Raw genomic sequence first — 17,853 nt, 5'->3', positions numbered from 1 at the left:
GAACAGCTCGGCTCGGTCAAGGACCACGTGGAGCGCGGCAGGTGGGCGAGGCGGCGGACGGGCACGTCGACACCGGCCGGGGGCTGGCGTGGGAGCCGTCGCGCCGTCTGCCCGAGGTGCGGCGCCGGGCGACGAGGTTGTTCCAGCCTCAGCCGGGGAGGACCGGGGTCTCCTGACCGAAGGTGATCACGATGTACCGGCCGTTGGCGTAGCTGACCACCGGCCGCTGGAGCATGTCGCCCGCCCTGCGGGCGACCGCCTGGAACAGCTCCACCGTCTCCGGGCTGTCGGCGGACACCCTGAACCGCCCGTGGGCGAGGAGATTCTCGGCCACGAGCGTGGAGAAGACGGCCTCGGCCCGGACCCGCTCCTCCGCGTCGAGCGGGGTGCGCCGGCGGGCGGGCTGCGTGTCGGCGGGGTGGGTCATCGCTGATCTCCTTCGTGGTCGTCGTCCGTGCAGCATGCCATCCGCGACCGCGAGGAGCCGGGTGCTTCGGTGAAGTCTCCGGTCACGAGATCACCGGACTGCGGGGCTAGCGGCGGCCGTACTTCTTGTGCACGGCCTGCTTGCTGACGCCGATCGCGTCGGCGATCTGCGACCAGGGCAGCCCCGCCACCCGGGCCCGGCGCACCTGCACCGCCTCCATGCGTTCGAGCTCGTGGCGCAACGCCGTGGTGGCCTGCAGCGCACGCAACGGGTCGTCGTCCTGCGCCTGCCGCATGAGGCTCGCCAGGTCGTTCGTCATGCGTCCACGGTAGACCAGGCCACGGCAGACCAGGCCACAGTGGACCAGGCCCTAGGAGCTGTTTGGGATTCGGATCTTGGTGGGGTCGGTGCTGGGCTGGTCGTGACTGGTAGAACTCGGATGTGGCGCGCTTCGATGTGACCGATGCCGAGTGGGCTTTGATCGAGCCGCATCTGCCGGTAGCGGCTACCGGGCCGCTGCCGCGGCGGGTGCGTGATCAGTTCAATGGGATCTTGTGGCGGTTTCGCACCGGATCCGGCTGGCGTGACGTGCCGGAACGGTACGGGCCGTGGTCCACGGTCTACTCCCGCTTCAACGGCTGGGCCAAGGCCGGGGTGTTCCAAGGGCTGATGGACGCATTGATCGCCGAGGCCGCATCGCGTGGACAGGTCGGGCTGGAGCTGGTCAGCGTGGACTCTACGATCGTGCGGGCGCATCAGGAGTCGGCCGGGCTGGCGGTCGCCGGGGAGACCCTGGATGCGCTGGAGCAGGCGCTGACCGAGGAAAAGGGGGCTCCGCTGCCGGAGCAGCCGCCGGTGCTGCGGGTGATGCGCCCGAGGCCACACCCGAGGCCGGCGCGTCGCCGCCGCACGAGCGCGCCGCCGTTCGGCGACGCCGCAAGGCGCGGGCGAAGGCTGCCGAGCTCGGCCGATCCCGGGGCGGGCTGAGCAGCAAGATCCATGCCGCGGTCGATGCCGCCGGGCTGCCGCTGGTCTTCGTGCTCACGCCCGGCCAAGCCGGCGACTGCCCGCGATTCACCACTGTCCTGGACAAGATCCGCGTGGCCGGACCGGTGGGCCGGCCACGGACCCGCCCGACGGCTGTGGCCGCGGACAAGGCCTATTCCTCCAAGGCTAACCGTGCCTATCTGCGCCGCCGCAGGATCGGCGCGGTCATCCCGGAGAAGAGCGACCAGCAGGCCAACCGGAAGAAGAAGGGCTCAGCCGGTGGGCGGCCCGCCGCCTTCAATCCCGAGCGCTACCGGCAGCACAACACCATCGAACGCTGCTTCCAGAAGATCAAGGCCTGGCGTGGCCTGGCGACCCGCTACGACAAGGCCCCGGAAAGCTACGAGGCCGGGCTCTACCTCCGGGGCTCGATCCTGTGGTTAAGACTCCTCACCTCAACCACATGATCCGAACTCTAAACAGCTCCTAGCAGACCGGCCCACGGCAGACCGGCCCGGCCCGGGTGGACGGCGTCCGCGGGAGAGCGGGTCAGCCGTAGAGCCTGGACAGGTCGGCGACCGCCTCGGCCATCATCGCGCGCAGCTCGGGCGGGTCCAGCACCTCCACGCCGGCGCCCATGCGCAGCAGCAGCCAGCGGGCGTGCGTGAGCGACTCGACCGGCACGGTGAGGGTGCGCCGGCCGTCGGCGTCGGGCTCGCCCGCCGCGGCGAGCGCTGACGCCACCACGTCGCCGCCCATCGTGTACGCGAGCAGCCCGTCCATGCCGGGGTCCACCCGGATGACGGCCTCGGCGGTGTACATGCGCTCGCGGAACTCGCGGGCGTAGGCCTGCCAGAACGCGCCCAGGTCGAACCCGGCGGGCCGGTCGAACCGGCCGGGCAGCGTCCGGACCGTCAGGACGCGCGAGACGCGGTAGGTGCGCGGGGGCTCCCCCGGCGGCGCGGCGACCATGTACCAGGAGCCGCCCTTGAGCACCAGCCCGTACGGGTGGACGAGCCGTTCGACCTCCTGGCTGCCCCACCGCCGGTAGGTCATCTCCAGCGGCCGCAGCTCCCACACGGCGTCGGCCACCTCGCTCAGGTGCGGGACGTCGTCGGCCGTGCGGTACCAGCCGGGCACGTCGAGCAGGAACCTCTCGCGCATCCGCGAGGCGTGCGAGCGCGGCTCGGGCGGCAGCGCGGCCAGCAGCTTCAGCTCGGCGTTGGCCGCCACCTCGGCCAGCCCCAGCTCCGCGGCCGGGCCGGGCAGCCCGGCGAGGAACAGCGAGGACGCCTCCTCCGCCGTCAGCCCGGTCAGCCGCGTGCGGTAGCCGTCGAGGAGCCGGTAGCCGCCGGCCGGGCCGCGGTCGGCGTAGACCGGCACCCCGGCGGACGCCAGCGCCTCCACGTCGCGGTAGACGGTGCGGACCGACACCTCCAGCTCCTCGGCCAGCTCGGGAGCGGTCATCCGGCCGCGCGTCTGCAGCAGCAGGAGGAGGGAGAGCAGGCGGCTGGCGCGCATGCCGGCCATTCTACGGACGGGGCCGGACGGGGCCGGGCCGGTCCGCGGGTGTCCGCGGGGGGCGTGGACCCCGGACGGTCGCGGCGAAACGCTACTTTGGTCGGTGGCGTGACGGCCGAAGATCGTCCTTGGATCCATGGGGGCGAGCCGGATGGCCGATCCTCGGCCATCCGGCTCTCACTAGCGTGGGTCCATGCGCAACGCCATCCGCTTCCTGGGGATCCTTATGATCCTCGAAGGGGTCAGCGGCACCATCGACCAGATCGCCGTGCAGCCGTTCATGGGGATCGTCCTGAACGCCTTCAACCGCTTCGTGGTGAACCGGGTGGCGTTGTTCGAGGGGTACGAGGTCTTCGCGAACCTGGCACTGGCCATCCTGGGCGTCGCCGTGGTGATCGCGGCCGGCCGGGCGGAGGGCTCCCGCGCCGGGTGACGTCTCCCGCGTCTCGAGCGGCCGGGCGCACTCGTCCCGGTTCAGGCGAACTGCTGCCACCCGAGCCGGATCACCATCGCCACCACGACGCACAGCAGGACGATCCGGACGAAGGCCGTGCCCCGCCGGAGCGCCATCCGGGCGCCCACCTGGGCTCCCAGGATGTTGCAGGCGGCCATGCCGAGTCCCAGGGTCCACAGCACATGCCCCTGCCAGCCGAACACGACGAGCGCGCCCAGGTTCGTCCCGGTGTTGAGGATCTTGGCGGAGGCCGACGCGGACACGAAGTCCCAGCCCAGGATCGTGGTGAACGCGATGATCAGGAACGTGCCGGTGCCCGGCCCCATGATCCCGTCGTAGAAGGCGATGCCGACGCCCCCGACCGCGACGGCGACCACGGCCCTGCGGCGGGTGCGCAGGTGCGGCTGCGGCACGGACCCCATCGCGGGCCGCAACGTCACGAACGCCGCCACGGCCAGCAGCACCGCCATCACGGCCGGCCGCAGCACCTCCACCGAGATCGCGGCCGCGGCCGAGGCCCCCAGTCCGGCGCTCAGCACCGCGAGGACGGCTCCGGGCACCGCCACCTGCCGGTCCACCTTGGTCGTGCGCGCGTACGTCACGGCGGCCGAGGCCGTGCCGAAGACGGAGGAGAACTTGTTGGTGGCCAGCGCCTGCACCGGTGACACGCCGGCCACCATGAGCGCGGGAAGCTGCAGCAGCCCGCCACCGCCCACGACGGCGTCCACCCAGCCCGCTCCGGCCGCGGCCACCAGCAGCAACAGCACCTGTTCCAGTGGCACGCGACTCCCCCGGTCTCTCCCGCGACAAACCCCACGAGCGTACAGAACCGGCGACAGAGGCATATCGGGCGGGTTGCGCCCTCCAACCGTATGCTGTACGGTACAGCGTACCGAACAAGACTGGAGGCATGACTTGACCCACGACGACATCCGGCCCTTCCGCTTCGAGGTGCCCACGAGCGCACTCGACGACCTTCACGAGCGGCTCGACCGGGTGCGGTGGCCGGACGAGGTGCCCGGCCACGAATGGCGGCTGGGCGTCCCGCTCGCCCACCTGAAGGAGCTGGTCCACCACTGGCGGACCGGCTACGACTGGGAGCGCGCGCTGGGCGAGCTGGCGCGCCACGACCAGTTCTCCACGGAGATCGACGGGCAGCACATCCACTTCCTGCACGTCCGCTCCGCCCGCGAGGACGCGCTGCCGCTGCTCGTCACCCACGGCTGGCCGAGTTCCCCCGTCGAGTACCTCGACGTGATCGAGCCGCTCAGCCGCGACTTCCACCTCGTCATCCCGTCCCTGCCGGGTTACGGCCTGTCCGGCCCCACCCGCGAGATGGGCTGGGGCTCCACCCGCGTCGCCAAGGCGTGGCTGGAGCTGATGACCCGGCTCGGCTACGAGCGCTTCGGCGTGCAGGGCGGCGACTGGGGCACCTGGATCTCCCGCGAGACCGGCGTGCTCGCCCCCGAGCGGGTCGTCGGCATGCACGGCAACGGCATCATCTGCTTCCCCATCGGCGCCCCCGGCGAACTGGACGGCCTCACCGAGGTGGAGCAGGAGCGCATGGCGTTCCGCGAGCGCTATCTGAGCGAGCAGTACGGCTACAAGCTCATCCAGTCGGCCAGGCCGCAGACGTTCGCCTACGGCATGGCCGACTCGCCGGTGGCGCTGCTGGCCTGGTTCGCCGGCGTCTACCAGGAGTGGAGCGACGGCGGCGTCGACACCGACCGGCTGCTCACCACCGTCATGCTCTACTGGCTGACCAACACCGCCGGCTCGGCGGCCCGCTCGTTCGTGGAGACGCCCGACACCGAACAGGACACCAGCGTCGCGTGGGAGCTGAAGCCCGCGACGGTGCCCACGTCCGTCTCGGTCTTCCCCAAGGACATCCTGCGGCCGATCCGCCGCTTCGCCGAGCGGGACAACAACATCGTCGGCTGGGTCGAGCACGACCGGGGCGGCACCTTCGCCGCCCTCGAACAGCCGCAGGCGTTCGTCCGCGACGTCCGGGACTTCTTCACCGGCCTGCGCTGACCCCGGCCCCCGCCGGCCGGCGCAGGACCTTACAGTCCGGCAGCGCTGACGTTTACGCTAGAGGTCATGTCCGTGACGCCCCTGCGAGGAGGCGCCGCGCGGGAGGCCGAGCTGCTCGGCGCGGCGCTGGAGGTGCTGGCCGAGAGCGGTTACGAGCGGCTGAGCGCCGACGCCGTCGCGGCGCGGGCCCGGGCCGGCAGGCAGACCGTGCACCGGCGCTGGCCCACCAAGGCCGAGCTGGCCGCGGCCGCGTTCGCCGCCGCGGCCTGCGCCGTACCCGAGCCGCCCGACACGGGCGGGTTACGCGCCGACCTGCTGGCCTTCATGGAGTTCCTGGTCGAGGACCTGTACCGGCTCGGCGACGCGCTCGCGGGCCTCGTCGGCGAGATGCGCCACAACCCGCAGCTCGCCGCCGCGGTGGACGCCCACTACGTCGAGCGTCGCCGGCGCCTGGCGATGGAGATCTTCCAGCGGGCGTGGGCCCGGGGCGAGCTGGACGCCGCCGCCGACACCGAGCTGCTGTGGCAGGTCGGCCCGGCGACGCTGGTCTTCCGCGGTCTGGTGAGCGGCGAGCCGGTGGACGGCGAGCTGGCCCGCCGCCTGGTCGACCACGTCATGCTGCCCCTCGCCACCGGCCGCAGGTAGCCGGAGGCGGCGGGCGGCCGCCCGCGGTCCGGCCCCGCGGCGGCCACGCGCGCCGGCCCCGCACGGCAGTCACGCACGGCAGCCACGCAGGACAGCCCCGCGCGGCGGCTATTCGCGGCGCAGTTCGTGCTCCAGTTCGGCCAGCTCCGCGCCCCCGGCCATCAGCGCCGTCAGCTCCTCACGGGTGATGTCGCCCTTGGCGTACTCGCCGAGGCTCGTCCCCCGGTTCAGCAGCAGGAAGCGGTCGCCCACCGGGTAGGCGTGGTGCGGGTTGTGCGTGATGAACACCACGCCGAGCCCGCGGTCGCGCGCCCTGGCGATGTAGCGCAGCACCACACCGGCCTGCTTGACGCCGAGCGCCGAGGTGGGCTCGTCGAGGATGAGCACCCGGGCGCCGAAGTGGACCGCCCTGGCGATCGCCACCGACTGCCGCTCGCCGCCCGACAGGGTGCCGACCGGCTGGTCGACGTCGCGGATGTCGATGCCCATGGCCAGCAGTTCCTCGCGGGCGACCCGCCTGGCCCGGGCGACGTCGAACGCCAGTCCCTTGCGCGGCTCGGAGCCGAGGAAGAAGTTGCGCCACACCGACATGAGCGGGATCATCGCCAGGTCCTGGTAGACCGTCGCGATCCCCCGGTCGAGCGCCTCCCGCGGGCTGGCGAGGCGCACCTCCTCGCCGTCCACCAGCAGCGTGCCCGTGTCGTGCCGGTGCACCCCGGACAGGATCTTGATGAGGGTCGATTTGCCGGCGCCGTTGTCGCCGAGCACGCACGTCACCCGGCCGGCCTCGACGCCCATGGAGACGTCGCGCAGCGCCAGCACCGAGCCGAACGTCTTGCCGATCCCGCGCGTTTCCAGGATCACCGCCGCACCTCCTCGGCGTACCGCCTGACCAGGCGGTTGGCGAGCGTGGCGAGCAGCAGCATGCCGCCCAGGAAGAACGTGAACCAGTCGGCGTCCCAGCCCAGGAAGACGATCCCCTTGTCGGCCATCCCGAAGATCACCGCACCGATCGACGCGCCGATCGCGGAGCCGTACCCGCCGGTCAGCAGGCAGCCGCCGATGACGGCCGCGATGATGTAGATGAACTCCTGCCCGATGCCGATGTTGGCCTGCACGGAGGTGTAGCGCAGCGCGAGGATCGAGCCGACCAGCCAGGCGGCGAACGCCGTCGTCATGAACAGCGCGATCTTCATGCGGGCGGCCGGCACGCCGACCGCGCGGGCGGCCTGCTCGTTGCCGCCCACCGCGAAGATCCAGTTGCCCGCCCGGGTGCGCATCAGCACCCAGGTGGCCACGGCGGTGACGAGCAGCCACCACAGGATGGCCACCCGGAAGGAGGTGCCGCCGATCTGGATCGTGCCCGCGAAGACGGTCCGGGCCTCCTCGAAGCCGGCGGCCCGGCGCAGGCCGCTCACCTGCACGGTGCCGGTCAGCGCCTTGGTGACGCCGAGGTTGACGCCCTGCAGCATGAGGAACGTGCCGAGCGTGACGATGAAGCTGGGCAGCCTGGTCCGGGTCACGACCATGCCGTTGAAGAATCCGACGGCCAGCGCCACGACCAGCGCGACGAGCATCGCCGACCACACGTCGAGCCCGTAGCGGGTGGCCAGCGTGACGACGATCAGCCCGGTGGTGCCGGTCAGCACGCCGGCCGACAGGTCGAACTCGCCGCCGATCATCAGCAGCGCGATGGCGACCGCCATGATGCCGAGCGTGGCGGCCGGGTCGAGCCAGTTGGCGATGCCCGCAGGCGAGCGGAACACCGCCGACTGGCTCGCGAAGAACGCGAACACCACGATCATCCCGACGACCGCGCCCAACTCGGGCCGGATGAGCAGCCGCCGCAGCAGGCCGCCGCCGGCGACCCGCTCGTCGGCCCGTTCGCCGGCGCGTCCGGCCACTGACGTCACACCGCCCCCTCTCGACCGCTCATCGGGTGCCCGCCTCGGCGAGCTTGGCGACCTGTTCGGCGTTGTCCTTGGTGACGAAGCCGGGCCCGGTGTTGACGGGCAGGCCGCCGCCGACGGTGTTGAGGTTGTCCTTGTACAGGGTCAGGAACGTGATCGGCAGGTAGCCCTGCAGGTACTGCTGCTGGTCCACGGCGAACATGATCTCCCCGTCCTTGATCGCGGCGACCACGTCGGCGGACAGGTCGAACGTCGCCAGCTTGGCCTTCGACCCGGCGTCGGCGACGGCGTCGCGGGCGGCGACGGCCACGGCCGGGTTGAGCGCGAGGATCCCGTTGACCTGCTGGTCCGACTGGAGCTTGGCGGTGACCTTGGAGGTGACGTCCGCGAGGTTGCTCACGTCGACCTGCAGCCGTTCGACGGTGCCGCCCAGGGTCTCCTCGGCGCCCTTGCACCGCTGGTCCAGGCCGACGTTGCCGGCCTCGTGGATGACGCACAGGAGCTTGGTCACGCCCGCGGCCTTGAGCTGCTCCCCGGCTCCCCGCCCGGCCACGTCCTCCGACTGCCCGACGTGCGTGATGGCGCCGAACTCCTTGGACGAGTCGCTCCCGGAGTTGATCGTCACCACGGGGATCCTCGCGGCGACGGCCTTGCCGATGGCTTCCTTGAGCGCGTCCGGGTTGGCCATGGACACCACGATGCCGTCGACCTCCTTCGACACCGCCTGGTCGATGAGCTGCGACTGTTTGGCCGGGTCGCCGTCGCCCTGGTAGGTGACGGTGGCGCCGTACCGTCTGCCGGCCGCCTCGGCGCCGTTCTTGACCACGTCCCAGAACGCGTCTCCTGGGGCGCCATGGGTGATGACGGCGAAGTTTCCGTCGCCGCCCGCCGCCGGGGCGGAGGACCCGGCCGCGGGGGCGCCTTGGGCTCCGGGCTCCGCGGGGGTGGAACAGCCGCTCAAGGTCAGGGCTCCGAACAGGGCCAGCACGATCGGGGTTCGTCTCATGGGACACCTCCAAGGACCAACGGGCTAGCCCTGGTTCTACCCCAATGCCCCCTGTTTGTATAGACATACGGACTAATGAACGCGGCATGACGAAACGATAGAACGGAATCATTCGTTCCCGTATGCTGGTGGCATGACAACTGCACCGATGAGCGGCCGTAAGGCGCAGGCCGCGCGCAACGACGAGCTGATCCTCGAGGCGGCGCGGGCGGTCTTCACCGCCGATCCCGGCGCGCCCATCGCGGCCGTCGCCGAGCGGGCGGGCGTCGGCATCAGCGCGCTCTACCGCCGCTACCCCAGCAAGGAGGCGCTGCTGCAGAAGCTCTGCGGCGACGGGCTCAAGCTGTACATCGAGGTCACGGAGCGGGCGATCGGGGAGGGCGGCGACCCGTGGGACGAGTTCGCCTCCTACATGCGGGGCATCGTCGACGCCGACACCAACTCCCTCACCATCAAGCTGGCCGGGACGTTCCAGCCCACGGAGGAGCTGTTCCGCGACGCCGTCCGGGCCTCCGAGCTGGCGATCGAGGTGCACGGGCGGGCCGTCGAGGCGGGGGTGCTGCGGCCGGACGTGACGCCCGCGGACATCGCGCTCCTGTTCGAGCAGCTCGCCTCGCTCAAGCTGGGCGACGAGGAGCGCACCTCGCAGCTCCGGCACCGCTTCCTGGCGCTGATGCTCGACTCGCTGCGTCAGCCGCCCGCCCACCGCCCCCTGCCGGGTCCGGCACCCGACGACACCGAGCTGTCGTCCCGCTGGAACCCCTGACCCGCCACGGGCGGACCGCGCCCGGCGTGGCGGTCAGGGTACGACTGGACGCGGCTGAGCGGAGTCCGGGCGGGCCGCGTCCGGGCGAGCCGGGTCCGGACGGGCCGGGGTGAGGTGGTCAGGGGCGAGGCGGGCGGCGAGGGACAGGGTGCGGCGGGCCCGGGCCACGACCGGCGCGTCCACGAAGCGCCCGTCGGGAAGGGCCACCGCCCCCGCCCCCTCCAGCTCGGCGCGCTCCGCCGCGTCGAGGATCTCCGCGGCGCGGGCCGTCTCCTGCGGCGTGGGGGTGAACGCCCGCCTGATCGCCGGAAGCTGGCGGGGATGGATGGCCGCCCGGCCGAGCAGGCCCAGGGCCCGGCCCGCGGCGCACGAGGCGAGCAGGCCCGGCTCGTCCCGTACGTTCGGATAGACCGACATGGGCACGGGCGGCAGCCCGGCGGCGGCGGCGGCGAGCACGACCTGGAGCCGCAGGTGGTTCAGGGCGCTCTCGTCGCTGATCGACAGCTCGGCGGCCAGATCCTGCTCACCGAGTGCCACGCCCGCCACCCGCGGGTGGGCCGCGATGGCGGCGGCCGCCAGGATGCCCGCCGCCGACTCCAGCAGCGCGTACGCCGGCACCGGGAAGTGGTCGAGCAGATCGAGGGTGCGCGGCGACTCGATCTTCGGCAGGCGGACGGCGTCGAGCCCCGGCAGGTCCAGCAGCGCGCTCAGGTCGTCCAGGCCCCGCTGGGTGGTGAGGTCGTTGAGCCGCACGTGCACCTCGACCCCGTCCGGGCGCGAGCCCTCGTCAGCGGCACCGCGCAGGTAGGCGACCGCGTCGGCGCGGGCCTCGTCCTTGCGGGCGGGCGCCACCGCGTCCTCAAGGTCGATGATGACCACGTCGGCCCCCGACGCGACCGCCTTGGCGAACCGCTCCGGCCGGTCCCCCGGCACGTACAGCCAGGTGACCTTGGCGGAGGCGGGCTGCTCGGCGGCGGTCACGCGATCACCCCCGCCTCGCGCAGCACCGCGATCTCCTCCGGGCCGTAGTCGAGCTCCCCGAGCACCTCGTCGGTGTCGCGGCCGAGCCGCCGCCCGGCCCAGCGCACCTCGCCGGGCGTGTCCGACAGGCGGAACAGCACGTTCTGCATGGTCACCGTGCCCAGCTCCTCGTCGGGCACGTCGAGGAAGGTGCCGAGCGCCGCGTACTGCGGGTCCTCGGCGATGTCGGTGACGTCGTAGATGGGCGCGACGGCGGCCTGCGCCTCCTCGAACCGGGCGATGACCTCGTCGGCGTCCCGTTCGGCGATCCACGCGGCGACGGCCTCGTCCAGCTCGTCCACGTGCCGCACCCGCCCGCTGCCGGTGGCGAACCACGGCTGCGCCACCAGGTCGGGCCGGCCGACGAGGGTGACGACACGTTCGGCGATGGGCTGGGCGCTGGTGGAGACGGCCAGCCAGCGGCCGTCGCGGGTGCGGTAGGTGTTGCGCGGCGCGTTGCTGCTGGACCGGTTGCCGGTGCGCGGGGGGACCACGCCGAGCGCCCGGTAGGCGGTCATCTGCGGGCCCAGCAGGCCGAGGATCGGCTCGATGATCGCCATGTCGATGACCTGGCCGCGCCCGGTGCGCTCGCGGGCGTGCAGCGCCACCATGACGGCGTACGACATGGCGAGCCCGGCGATGCCGTCGGCGAGGGCGAGCGGCGGCAGCGTGGGCGGCCCGTCCGGCTCCCCCGTCATCGCCGCGAACCCGCTCATGGCCTCGGCCAGCGTGCCGAACCCCGGTCGCCCGGCCATCGGCCCGACCTGCCCGAACCCGGTCATGCGGGCCACGATCAGGCGCGGGTTCAGCTCCAGCAGGTCGGCGGGGGCCAGGTCCCAGCGTTCCAGCGTGCCGGGGCGGAAGTTCTCGACCAGGACGTCGGAGCGTTCGGCCAGGCGGCGCAGGACGCGCTGCCCCTCGGGGCGTGACAGGTCCACCGCGGCGGCGCGTTTGTTGCGCGAGAGCGTCTTCCACCACAGGCCCACGCCGTCCACCGAGGCGCCGTGCCCGCGCGAGGGGTCGCCGCGCCGGGGGTGCTCGATCTTGACGACGTCGGCGCCGAAGTCGCCCAGCATCATCGCGGCGGAGGGTCCGGCGAACAGTGTCGCGGCGTCGATGACCCGCAGACCGGCGAGACTTGTCATGAACATATAACGTATAAGAAATACGAAATCACGCAACCTTTGCCGACATTGCAGGACACTTGGGGACATGCCGACCAGCGAGCCGCGACCACCGATGAGCAAGGCCGACTACGTCTACAGCGTGCTGCTCGACGAGATCCGCTCCGCCCGGATCCCCGGCGGGACGGCGCTGCGCGCGGGTGCGGTCGCCCGGCGGCTCGGGGTCTCGGTGACGCCGGTCCGCGAGGCGCTGCGCAGGCTGGAGAACGACCGGCTGATCAGCTACGAGGCGCACCACGGCGCGACCGTGGTGGACCTGGGCGAGGACGCGCTGGAGGAGTTCTACGGGCTGCGCGCGGTCGTCGAGGGGCTCGGCGCGCGGCTGGCCGCGGGCCGGATCACCGACGAGGAGCTCGGCGGGCTGCGCGAGGTGCACGCCGCGATGGTCCGCGACGCCGGGCGGGGCAGGAACGACCTGCTCGGCGAGCAGAGCAGGCTCTTCCACCTGGGCATCGCCGACATCGGCGGGCCGGCGTTCCTCGGCCGGCACGCGCGGGCGGTGCGCAACAGCTTCCCGGTGCCCGCCACGGCGTCCCTCTGGCTGGACGACGCCCAGGTCGGCCCGCAATTGGAGGCGCACGAGCGGATCCTGGACGCCCTGGCCCGCGCCGACGGCACGGCCGCCGAACGCCTCATGATCGACCACGTGCGGCAGGCCGGCGAGTATCGCCGGCGACGCTGACCACGCTGACCACCGAGCCGCGGCCCGTCACCTCATGTGGGGTCGTAGAAGAGGTTGGGCTACCGCCACGTGGTCGCCGGGCGAGGCCAGGCCGCGCGGCTCAGGGCCTCACCTCGGCCAGCGCCGACGAGCCCAGGTCGAAGCCGCCCACGTGCGCCAGATAGTCGCCCGTCGCCAGCGGGTCCCCCAGGTACACGCCGCCCGCCCGGCGCACCAGCAGGGCGCCGGCCGCCACGTCCCAGGGGCTGGCACCCGTGCCGTAGGCGGCGTCGGACCAGCCGGCGGCCACGTGTGCCAGCTTCAACGCGGCGCTGCCGGGCCGCCGCACGGCCGCGAACGACGCCAGGAACCGGCCGTAGCGGCCCAGCGCCTCCTCCCGGCCGGACTCCATGTCGCGGGGCGTGGGGTAGCTCGACAGCAGCATCGCCTCCCGGTCGCGCGAGGCGCCCACGCTGCGGATCGGCGTGCCGTTGCACCAGGCGCCCGCCGTCGAGGCGGTGAACTCGTCCTCGCGCACCGGGTCGTACACGACACCCGCCACCAGTTCCCCGTCCACGGCGGCCGCGATGGAGACGCAGAAGAACGGCAGCCCGGCGGCGAAGTTGGCGGTGCCGTCGATCGGGTCCACGTACCAGCACAGGTCGCCCGAGCCGGTCTGGCCGCCCTCCTCGCCCACGATCGCGCTGTCCGGCCGGCGGCCGACGAGCACGGCGCGGATCGTCTCCTCGGCCGCCCTGTCATGCTCGGTCACGGGGTCGTGGAAGTCACGCTTGGTACTCACCGCCGGCCGGGACCGGAACGCCTTGCGCAAGCGGGGACCCACCGCCCTGGCCGCCTCGACGGCCGTCTCCAGCAACTCCGCGTCGGGGTATCGCGTCATGTCCATGTCTCCTCCGGGTCTCCTGCGGCGATCCGTACGGGTCCCCCAGCAACCTCTCATGCCCAGAACGGGACGATCAGCGCACAACGGAGGCAGCCCGGCATGCCCTTGCCGTCAGATTGTCAGGACATTCTGACCTCGGTACCCTGATCGGCATGACCGCTAATCTGGCGATCGACCTGGATCGATCCAGTCCCGTGCCGCTCTATTTCCAGGTGGCCGAGCAGATCGCCGAAGCGATCCGGCGGGGCGACCTGGCCCCCGGCTCCCGGCTCGACAACGAGATCCTGCTGGCCGACAAGCTCGGCCTGTCGAGGCCCACCATCCGCCAGGCCATCCAGTATCTCGTGGACAAGGGCCTGCTGGTGCGCAAGCGCGGCGTCGGCACCCAGGTGGTGCACGGGCAGGTCAAACGCTCGGTCGAGCTGACCAGCCTCTACGACGACCTGCGCCGCGCCGGCCAGGAGCCCGCCACGCAGGTGCTGACGCTGGAGCCGCGCCCGGTGGACGAGCACATCGCCCCCATCCTCGGCCTGGAGCCGGGCACCGAGATCCTCTACGTCGAGCGGCTGCGGTTCGCGGCCGGCGAGCCGCTGGCCGTGCTGCACAACTGGCTGCCGCTGGGGCTCGCCCCGCTCGGCGCCGCCGCGCTGGAGGACCGCGGCCTGTACGAGCTGCTGCGCGGGGCGGGCGTGCGGATGCGGGTCGCCAACCAGCGCATCGGCGCCCGCGCGGCCAGCCAGGCCGAGGCCCGGCTGCTGCACGAGCGGCGCGGCGCCCCGCTGCTGACCATGGTCCGCACCACCTACGACGACCAGGGCCGGGCGGTCGAGCACGGCTCGCACATCTACCGCGCCTCGCACTACTCCCTCGAGGTCACCCTCATCGAACGCTGACCGAGCGACGGTCAGGGCGCCACACTCCTCGCCCCCTCGCCGCCCGGCCTGCCCGAGGCGGCGGCCGGGCCGGGTCAGCCGGCGGCCCGGACGGCCGCCTGGGCGGCCTCCCGCAGGCGGGCGTGCACCGTGACGTTCGCCTCGCGGTCGGTGCGGACCTCCACCACCCGCGGCCCGTGCCCCCGCAGCGCCTTGGGCAGGTCGCCGATGTCCTCGACCAGCGTGTACGGCGTGCCCGTCGACGCGGCCACGTACCCGAGGTCAACGCCGTGCGGCGTGCCGAAGACCCGCTCGAACGCGTCACGGATCGCCGCCTGCGGCAGCAGCGAGAAGATCCCGCCCCCGTCGTTGTTGACCACGACGAGGCACAGGTCGGGCCGGGGCTCGCGCGGCCCGAGGACCAGGCCGTTCTGGTCGTGCAGGAACGACAGGTCGCCCATCAGCGCGTACGACGGCCCGTTGTGCGCCAGCGCCGCGCCCATCGCCGTCGAGACCGCCCCGTCGATGCCGGAGGCGCCCCGGTTGGCCAACAGCCGCAGCCCGCGCCGCGGCCGCATCGCCTGGTCGAGGTCGCGCACCGGCATCGACGACCCGCAGAACAGCAGCGCCCCGTTGGGCAGCGCCTCCACCAGGTCGCGTGCCACCCGCGGCTCGCTCATCCCGGAGGCGTCGAGCACCTCGTCCACGGCCTCCCGCGCCGCGAGGTCGGCCTGCCGCCAGGCGTGCAGCCAGCTGTCGTCGCCCGAGGCGACGGGGATCTCCACCGCCTGCGCCACCTGGGTCGCGGACCGGGTCGGGTCTGGCCAGCGCTCCAGCCCCGAGGAGACCACGATGTGCTCGGGGGCGCGCTTCAGCCACGACAGCAGCGGCCGCGACAGGCCCGGCCGGCCCAGGGTCACCACCACCTCCGGCACGTGGGCGTCGGCGAACTCGGGGGTGGACAGCAGGTAGTGGTAGGCGGAGACGGCGTGGTCGCCGTAGCGGGCGCCGCCGTTGGGCTCCGACAGCACGGGCCAGCCGGCCATGCCCGCCGCGGCGACGTAGCGGCGCACGTTCGTCGCGCCGTCGCCGACCACCAGGACGCCGCGCCGGGTCGGCGGCAGGTGCAGGGCGATGGGCGGGGGCGCGACGCGGGCGCGCACCCATGGCCCTGCCTCGGCGCCGTCGAGCGGCTCGCACCAGGCGGTGTCGCCGTCGGGGATGAGCGGATCGCGGAAGGCGAGGTTGAGGTGGACCGGGCCGGGGTCGGCGGGGCCGGCGGCCCGTTGGTGGGCGCGGCAGGCCAGCGAACGCCAGTAGGCCACCTGGCCGGGCCGCTCCTCGGGCACCCCGACCTCGGCGAAGAAGCGGGTCGCCGAGCCGTACAGCTTGATCTGGTCGATCGTCTGGTTGGCGCCGGTGCCGCGCAGCTCGGGCGGGCGGTCGGCGGTGAGCACGAGCAGCGGCACCCCCGACTCGCTCGCCTCGATGACGGCGGGGTGGAAGTTGGCGGCGGCCGTGCCGGAGGAGCAGACCAGCGCGACGGGCCGCTCGGACCGTCTGGCCAGGCCGAGCGCCAGGAACGACGCCGACCGCTCGTCCACCCGCACGTGCATCCGCACCCGTGACTCGCCGTGGAAGGCCAGCGCGAGCGGCGCCGAACGCGAGCCGGGCGCCACCACGACGTCGGTCAGGCCGCAGCGCACCAACTCGTCGACGAGCACCGTGGCCAGCGCGGTAGCGGGGTTCACTGGGCGGCCTCCTGGATCCGGCGAAGCCACGAGGGAGATCGGATCTCGAATGCGGGCAGGGACGTGTGGTGTGCACCCCGGGCCGGCGGCTGGCGCCGTCCGCACCGTTGTGCGCCACTAACCTTACGAGCATGCCGAGCACGTCGCCGCATCCGGATCGTCCGTTGCACGCCCTGGTGGGCCCTTCGGGCCCCGAGCTGTTCGCGGCGGTCCGTGACGCCCTGTCCGGTGATGGGCCCGCCGTCCTGCCGCTGTCCCCCGACCGGTCCGGCGCCGTGATCGCCGCCCTGCGCCCGACCCACGCCGACGGCGTACGCCATGACGCGGGCGAGGGGGTGCCCGGCGACGTGGCCGTGGTGATCGCCACCAGCGGCAGCACGGGCGTGCCCAAGGGCGTGATGTTGTCGGCGCGCGCCCTGCGGGCCTCGGCGGCGGCCTCGCTGCGGCGCGTCGGGGCGTCCCCGGGGCAGCGGTGGCTGTGCTGCCTGCCCACGTCGCACGTGTCGGGGTTGCAGGTGCTGGTCCGCGCGTTGCTCAACGAGACCGAGCCGATCGTCCACCCGCGCTTCGACCCCCGGCTCGTGCTGGAGTCCGGCGCCGACCACGTGTCGCTCGTGCCGACCCAGCTCCACCGGCTGGTCGAGCTGGGGGCCGACCTGTCGGGGTTCCGGACGATCCTGCTGGGCGGCGCCGCGCCCCGGCCGGGGCTGGTGGCCGCGGCCCGCGCGCTCGGCGCCCGCGTGGTGACGACGTACGGCATGAGCGAGACGTGCGGCGGCTGCGTGTACGACGGCCGGCCCCTTGACAACGTGGATCTCAAGATCGGCGACGACGGGCTGATCCGCGTCGCGGGGCCGGTGCTGCTGTCCGGCTACCGGTCGGGCGAGCCCGTGCCCCGTGACGGCCCCTGGTTCGTCACCTCCGACCTGGGCGAGATGTCCGCGGGCAGGCTGCGGGTCCTCGGCCGGGCCGACGACGTCGTCAACACCGGTGGCGAGAAGGTGGTGGCGGGCGCGGTCGCCGAGGTGCTGGCCGGCCATCCGGAGGTGGCCGACGTGGCCGTCGTCGGCCGCCCCGATCCCGAGTGGGGTGAGGTCGTGGTCGCCGTCGTGGTGCCCGCCGACCCCGACGCGCCGCCCGCGCTCGCCCAGTTGCGCGCCTTCTGCGGCGACCGGCTGCCCGCCTACGCCGCCCCCCGTGACCTGCGGATCGTGCCGAGTCTGCCGCTGCTGCCGAACGGCAAGCCCGATCTCGTCCGGTTGCGCTCCGGAACCCGGTGACCTTCGGATGCGTCATAGTGAGGACAGGCAAGGAGGGAGCCTTCATGGACCAGACCCGCAAGATGTGGGCATCCGCGGCGGTCGTCGGCGTGATCGTCGTCGGCGGCGTCTCCATCGCGGCGGCCGCCTCCGCGGGCAGGCTCGACCAGGTCGCCAAGGAGACCAGAGCAGTGGTGGAGAAGGCGTCACCGTCCGAGCTGCCGACCGTGCCCGGCTCCGGCGCGACCCAGCCGTCCGAGCAGGCGCCGCAGCCGGTCGACCAGCTCACCGAGGCGACCCGCGCGCCCGAGGACATCGTGGTGTCCAAGGAGGTCAACCCCGACCCGGGCGAGGTGCTCCAATACTGGTCCGACGACCGGCTCGAGGAGGCCCAGCCCATGCCGATGCCTGAGGTGAAGCCGGGCGACGTCGTCGTCGGGGAGTAGATCCCC

Annotated in this window: 19 protein-coding genes and 1 pseudogene; 9 read left to right on the top strand and 11 right to left on the bottom strand. The window is 73.0% G+C overall.

The genetic code is table 11. The annotated features are described in order from the left end of the window. Nucleotides 1-148: 148 nt before the first annotated feature. The gene (locus tag FHU36_RS17030; RefSeq protein WP_185084973.1) at nt 149-427 is read right to left on the bottom strand and encodes a hypothetical protein; all 279 of its coding nucleotides are present in this window, start codon (nt 425-427) and stop codon (nt 149-151) included. A 106-nt stretch (nt 428-533) separates the two neighbouring features. Further along, the gene (locus FHU36_RS17025; RefSeq protein WP_185084972.1) at nt 534-746 is read right to left on the bottom strand and encodes a hypothetical protein; all 213 of its coding nucleotides are present in this window, start codon (nt 744-746) and stop codon (nt 534-536) included. 122 nt (nt 747-868) lie between these two features. On the opposite strand from FHU36_RS17025, the pseudogene FHU36_RS17020 reads away from it, so the two are divergent. Further along, a pseudogene (locus tag FHU36_RS17020) lies at nt 869-1,881 on the top strand (IS5 family transposase). An 82-nt stretch (nt 1,882-1,963) separates the two neighbouring features. On the opposite strand, the gene FHU36_RS17015 reads toward FHU36_RS17020, so the two are convergent. Next, nucleotides 1,964-2,935: a helix-turn-helix transcriptional regulator gene (locus FHU36_RS17015; protein ID WP_185084971.1), complete on the bottom strand. Its 972-nt coding sequence runs from the start codon at nt 2,933-2,935 to the stop codon at nt 1,964-1,966. Between the two features lie 193 nt (nt 2,936-3,128). Here FHU36_RS17015 and FHU36_RS17010 point away from each other — a divergent pair, with 193 nt between their 5' ends. Then, entirely contained in the window at nt 3,129-3,368 is a 240-nt protein-coding gene (locus FHU36_RS17010) for a hypothetical protein (protein ID WP_185084970.1), read from the top strand. Between the two features lie 41 nt (nt 3,369-3,409). On the opposite strand, the gene FHU36_RS17005 is transcribed toward FHU36_RS17010, so the two are convergent. Further along, on the bottom strand, nt 3,410-4,171 hold the full coding sequence (locus FHU36_RS17005; protein ID WP_185084969.1) for a TSUP family transporter: 762 nt from the start codon (nt 4,169-4,171) through the stop codon (nt 3,410-3,412). A gap of 133 nt (nt 4,172-4,304) precedes the next feature. On the opposite strand from FHU36_RS17005, the gene FHU36_RS17000 reads away from it, so the two are divergent. After that, entirely contained in the window at nt 4,305-5,423 is a 1,119-nt protein-coding gene (locus FHU36_RS17000; RefSeq protein WP_246502482.1) for an epoxide hydrolase family protein, read from the top strand. 66 nt (nt 5,424-5,489) lie between these two features. Further along, nucleotides 5,490-6,068: a TetR-like C-terminal domain-containing protein gene (locus tag FHU36_RS16995; protein ID WP_185084967.1), complete on the top strand. Its 579-nt coding sequence runs from the start codon at nt 5,490-5,492 to the stop codon at nt 6,066-6,068. A 108-nt stretch (nt 6,069-6,176) separates the two neighbouring features. Here the strand turns inward: FHU36_RS16995 and FHU36_RS16990 are convergent, their stop codons facing one another. From FHU36_RS16990 to FHU36_RS16980, 3 genes are read right to left on the bottom strand one after another with little or no spacing between them, the layout of a single operon-like run. Next, on the bottom strand, nt 6,177-6,932 hold the full coding sequence (locus tag FHU36_RS16990) for an ATP-binding cassette domain-containing protein (protein WP_185084966.1): 756 nt from the start codon (nt 6,930-6,932) through the stop codon (nt 6,177-6,179). Continuing rightward, entirely contained in the window at nt 6,929-7,981 is a 1,053-nt protein-coding gene (locus tag FHU36_RS16985; RefSeq protein WP_312891648.1) for an ABC transporter permease, read from the bottom strand. Before FHU36_RS16985 ends, FHU36_RS16990 begins: the two co-directional genes overlap by 4 nt. A 19-nt stretch (nt 7,982-8,000) precedes the next feature. Continuing rightward, on the bottom strand, nt 8,001-8,984 hold the full coding sequence (locus FHU36_RS16980) for a sugar ABC transporter substrate-binding protein (RefSeq protein WP_185084965.1): 984 nt from the start codon (nt 8,982-8,984) through the stop codon (nt 8,001-8,003). 133 nt (nt 8,985-9,117) lie between these two features. Between FHU36_RS16980 and FHU36_RS16975 the strand changes: the two genes are divergently transcribed. After that, nucleotides 9,118-9,750, top strand: coding sequence for a TetR/AcrR family transcriptional regulator (locus tag FHU36_RS16975; protein ID WP_246502481.1), 633 nt, complete (start codon nt 9,118-9,120; stop codon nt 9,748-9,750). A 33-nt stretch (nt 9,751-9,783) separates the two neighbouring features. Here FHU36_RS16975 and FHU36_RS16970 read toward each other — a convergent pair whose 3' ends face one another. Then, nucleotides 9,784-10,731, bottom strand: a complete 948-nt coding sequence (locus FHU36_RS16970) for an HpcH/HpaI aldolase/citrate lyase family protein (protein ID WP_185084964.1) — start codon at nt 10,729-10,731, stop codon at nt 9,784-9,786. Beyond that, complete coding sequence (locus tag FHU36_RS16965; RefSeq protein ID WP_185084963.1) at nt 10,728-11,915, bottom strand: CaiB/BaiF CoA transferase family protein; 1,188 nt, start codon at nt 11,913-11,915, stop codon at nt 10,728-10,730. The genes FHU36_RS16970 and FHU36_RS16965 overlap by 4 nt, the downstream gene beginning before the upstream one ends. A 67-nt stretch (nt 11,916-11,982) precedes the next feature. Between FHU36_RS16965 and FHU36_RS16960 the strand changes: the two genes are divergently transcribed. Next, nucleotides 11,983-12,636: a GntR family transcriptional regulator gene (locus FHU36_RS16960; RefSeq protein ID WP_246502480.1), complete on the top strand. Its 654-nt coding sequence runs from the start codon at nt 11,983-11,985 to the stop codon at nt 12,634-12,636. A gap of 100 nt (nt 12,637-12,736) precedes the next feature. On the opposite strand, the gene FHU36_RS16955 is transcribed toward FHU36_RS16960, so the two are convergent. Beyond that, nucleotides 12,737-13,516 (bottom strand): inositol monophosphatase family protein, encoded by a 780-nt coding sequence (locus FHU36_RS16955; RefSeq protein WP_246502479.1) that lies wholly within the window; start codon nt 13,514-13,516, stop codon nt 12,737-12,739. Between the two features lie 155 nt (nt 13,517-13,671). On the opposite strand from FHU36_RS16955, the gene FHU36_RS16950 reads away from it, so the two are divergent. Then, nucleotides 13,672-14,412, top strand: coding sequence for a GntR family transcriptional regulator (locus FHU36_RS16950; RefSeq protein ID WP_185084961.1), 741 nt, complete (start codon nt 13,672-13,674; stop codon nt 14,410-14,412). A 74-nt stretch (nt 14,413-14,486) separates the two neighbouring features. Here FHU36_RS16950 and menD read toward each other — a convergent pair whose 3' ends face one another. Then, nucleotides 14,487-16,142, bottom strand: coding sequence for a 2-succinyl-5-enolpyruvyl-6-hydroxy-3-cyclohexene-1-carboxylic-acid synthase (gene menD / locus FHU36_RS16945; RefSeq protein ID WP_185084960.1), 1,656 nt, complete (start codon nt 16,140-16,142; stop codon nt 14,487-14,489). A gap of 131 nt (nt 16,143-16,273) precedes the next feature. Here menD and FHU36_RS16940 point away from each other — a divergent pair, with 131 nt between their 5' ends. Both FHU36_RS16940 and FHU36_RS16935 read left to right on the top strand, forming a co-directional pair. Beyond that, nucleotides 16,274-17,422, top strand: coding sequence for an AMP-binding protein (locus FHU36_RS16940; RefSeq protein WP_185084959.1), 1,149 nt, complete (start codon nt 16,274-16,276; stop codon nt 17,420-17,422). A 44-nt stretch (nt 17,423-17,466) separates the two neighbouring features. Continuing rightward, the gene (locus tag FHU36_RS16935) at nt 17,467-17,847 is read left to right on the top strand and encodes a hypothetical protein (RefSeq protein WP_185084958.1); all 381 of its coding nucleotides are present in this window, start codon (nt 17,467-17,469) and stop codon (nt 17,845-17,847) included. The last annotated feature ends 6 nt before the right edge of the window (nt 17,848-17,853 follow it).

Origin of the sequence: Nonomuraea muscovyensis (assembly GCF_014207745.1) — a bacterium.
In the GTDB taxonomy this organism is placed as follows: domain Bacteria; phylum Actinomycetota; class Actinomycetes; order Streptosporangiales; family Streptosporangiaceae; genus Nonomuraea; species Nonomuraea muscovyensis.
This window is presented reverse-complemented; position numbering and strand designations above follow the sequence as displayed.

Bases quoted from the DNA above. Each gene is read 5' to 3' on its own strand.
- FHU36_RS17015 (WP_185084971.1), bottom strand. From the start codon at position 2,935: ATGCGCGCCAGCCGCCTGCTCTCCCTCCTCCTGCTGCTGCAGACGCGC.
- FHU36_RS16980 (WP_185084965.1), bottom strand. From the start codon at position 8,984: ATGAGACGAACCCCGATCGTGCTGGCCCTGTTCGGAGCCCTGACCTTG.
- FHU36_RS17025 (WP_185084972.1), bottom strand. From the start codon at position 746: ATGACGAACGACCTGGCGAGCCTCATGCGGCAGGCGCAGGACGACGAC.
- FHU36_RS16935 (WP_185084958.1), top strand. From the start codon at position 17,467: ATGGACCAGACCCGCAAGATGTGGGCATCCGCGGCGGTCGTCGGCGTG.
- FHU36_RS16975 (WP_246502481.1), top strand. From the start codon at position 9,118: ATGACAACTGCACCGATGAGCGGCCGTAAGGCGCAGGCCGCGCGCAAC.
- FHU36_RS17010 (WP_185084970.1), top strand. From the start codon at position 3,129: ATGCGCAACGCCATCCGCTTCCTGGGGATCCTTATGATCCTCGAAGGG.
- FHU36_RS16950 (WP_185084961.1), top strand. From the start codon at position 13,672: ATGACCGCTAATCTGGCGATCGACCTGGATCGATCCAGTCCCGTGCCG.
- FHU36_RS16995 (WP_185084967.1), top strand. From the start codon at position 5,490: ATGTCCGTGACGCCCCTGCGAGGAGGCGCCGCGCGGGAGGCCGAGCTG.
- FHU36_RS16960 (WP_246502480.1), top strand. From the start codon at position 11,983: ATGCCGACCAGCGAGCCGCGACCACCGATGAGCAAGGCCGACTACGTC.
- FHU36_RS16940 (WP_185084959.1), top strand. From the start codon at position 16,274: ATGCCGAGCACGTCGCCGCATCCGGATCGTCCGTTGCACGCCCTGGTG.
- FHU36_RS16965 (WP_185084963.1), bottom strand. From the start codon at position 11,915: ATGACAAGTCTCGCCGGTCTGCGGGTCATCGACGCCGCGACACTGTTC.
- FHU36_RS17030 (WP_185084973.1), bottom strand. From the start codon at position 427: ATGACCCACCCCGCCGACACGCAGCCCGCCCGCCGGCGCACCCCGCTC.
- FHU36_RS16955 (WP_246502479.1), bottom strand. From the start codon at position 13,516: ATGACGCGATACCCCGACGCGGAGTTGCTGGAGACGGCCGTCGAGGCG.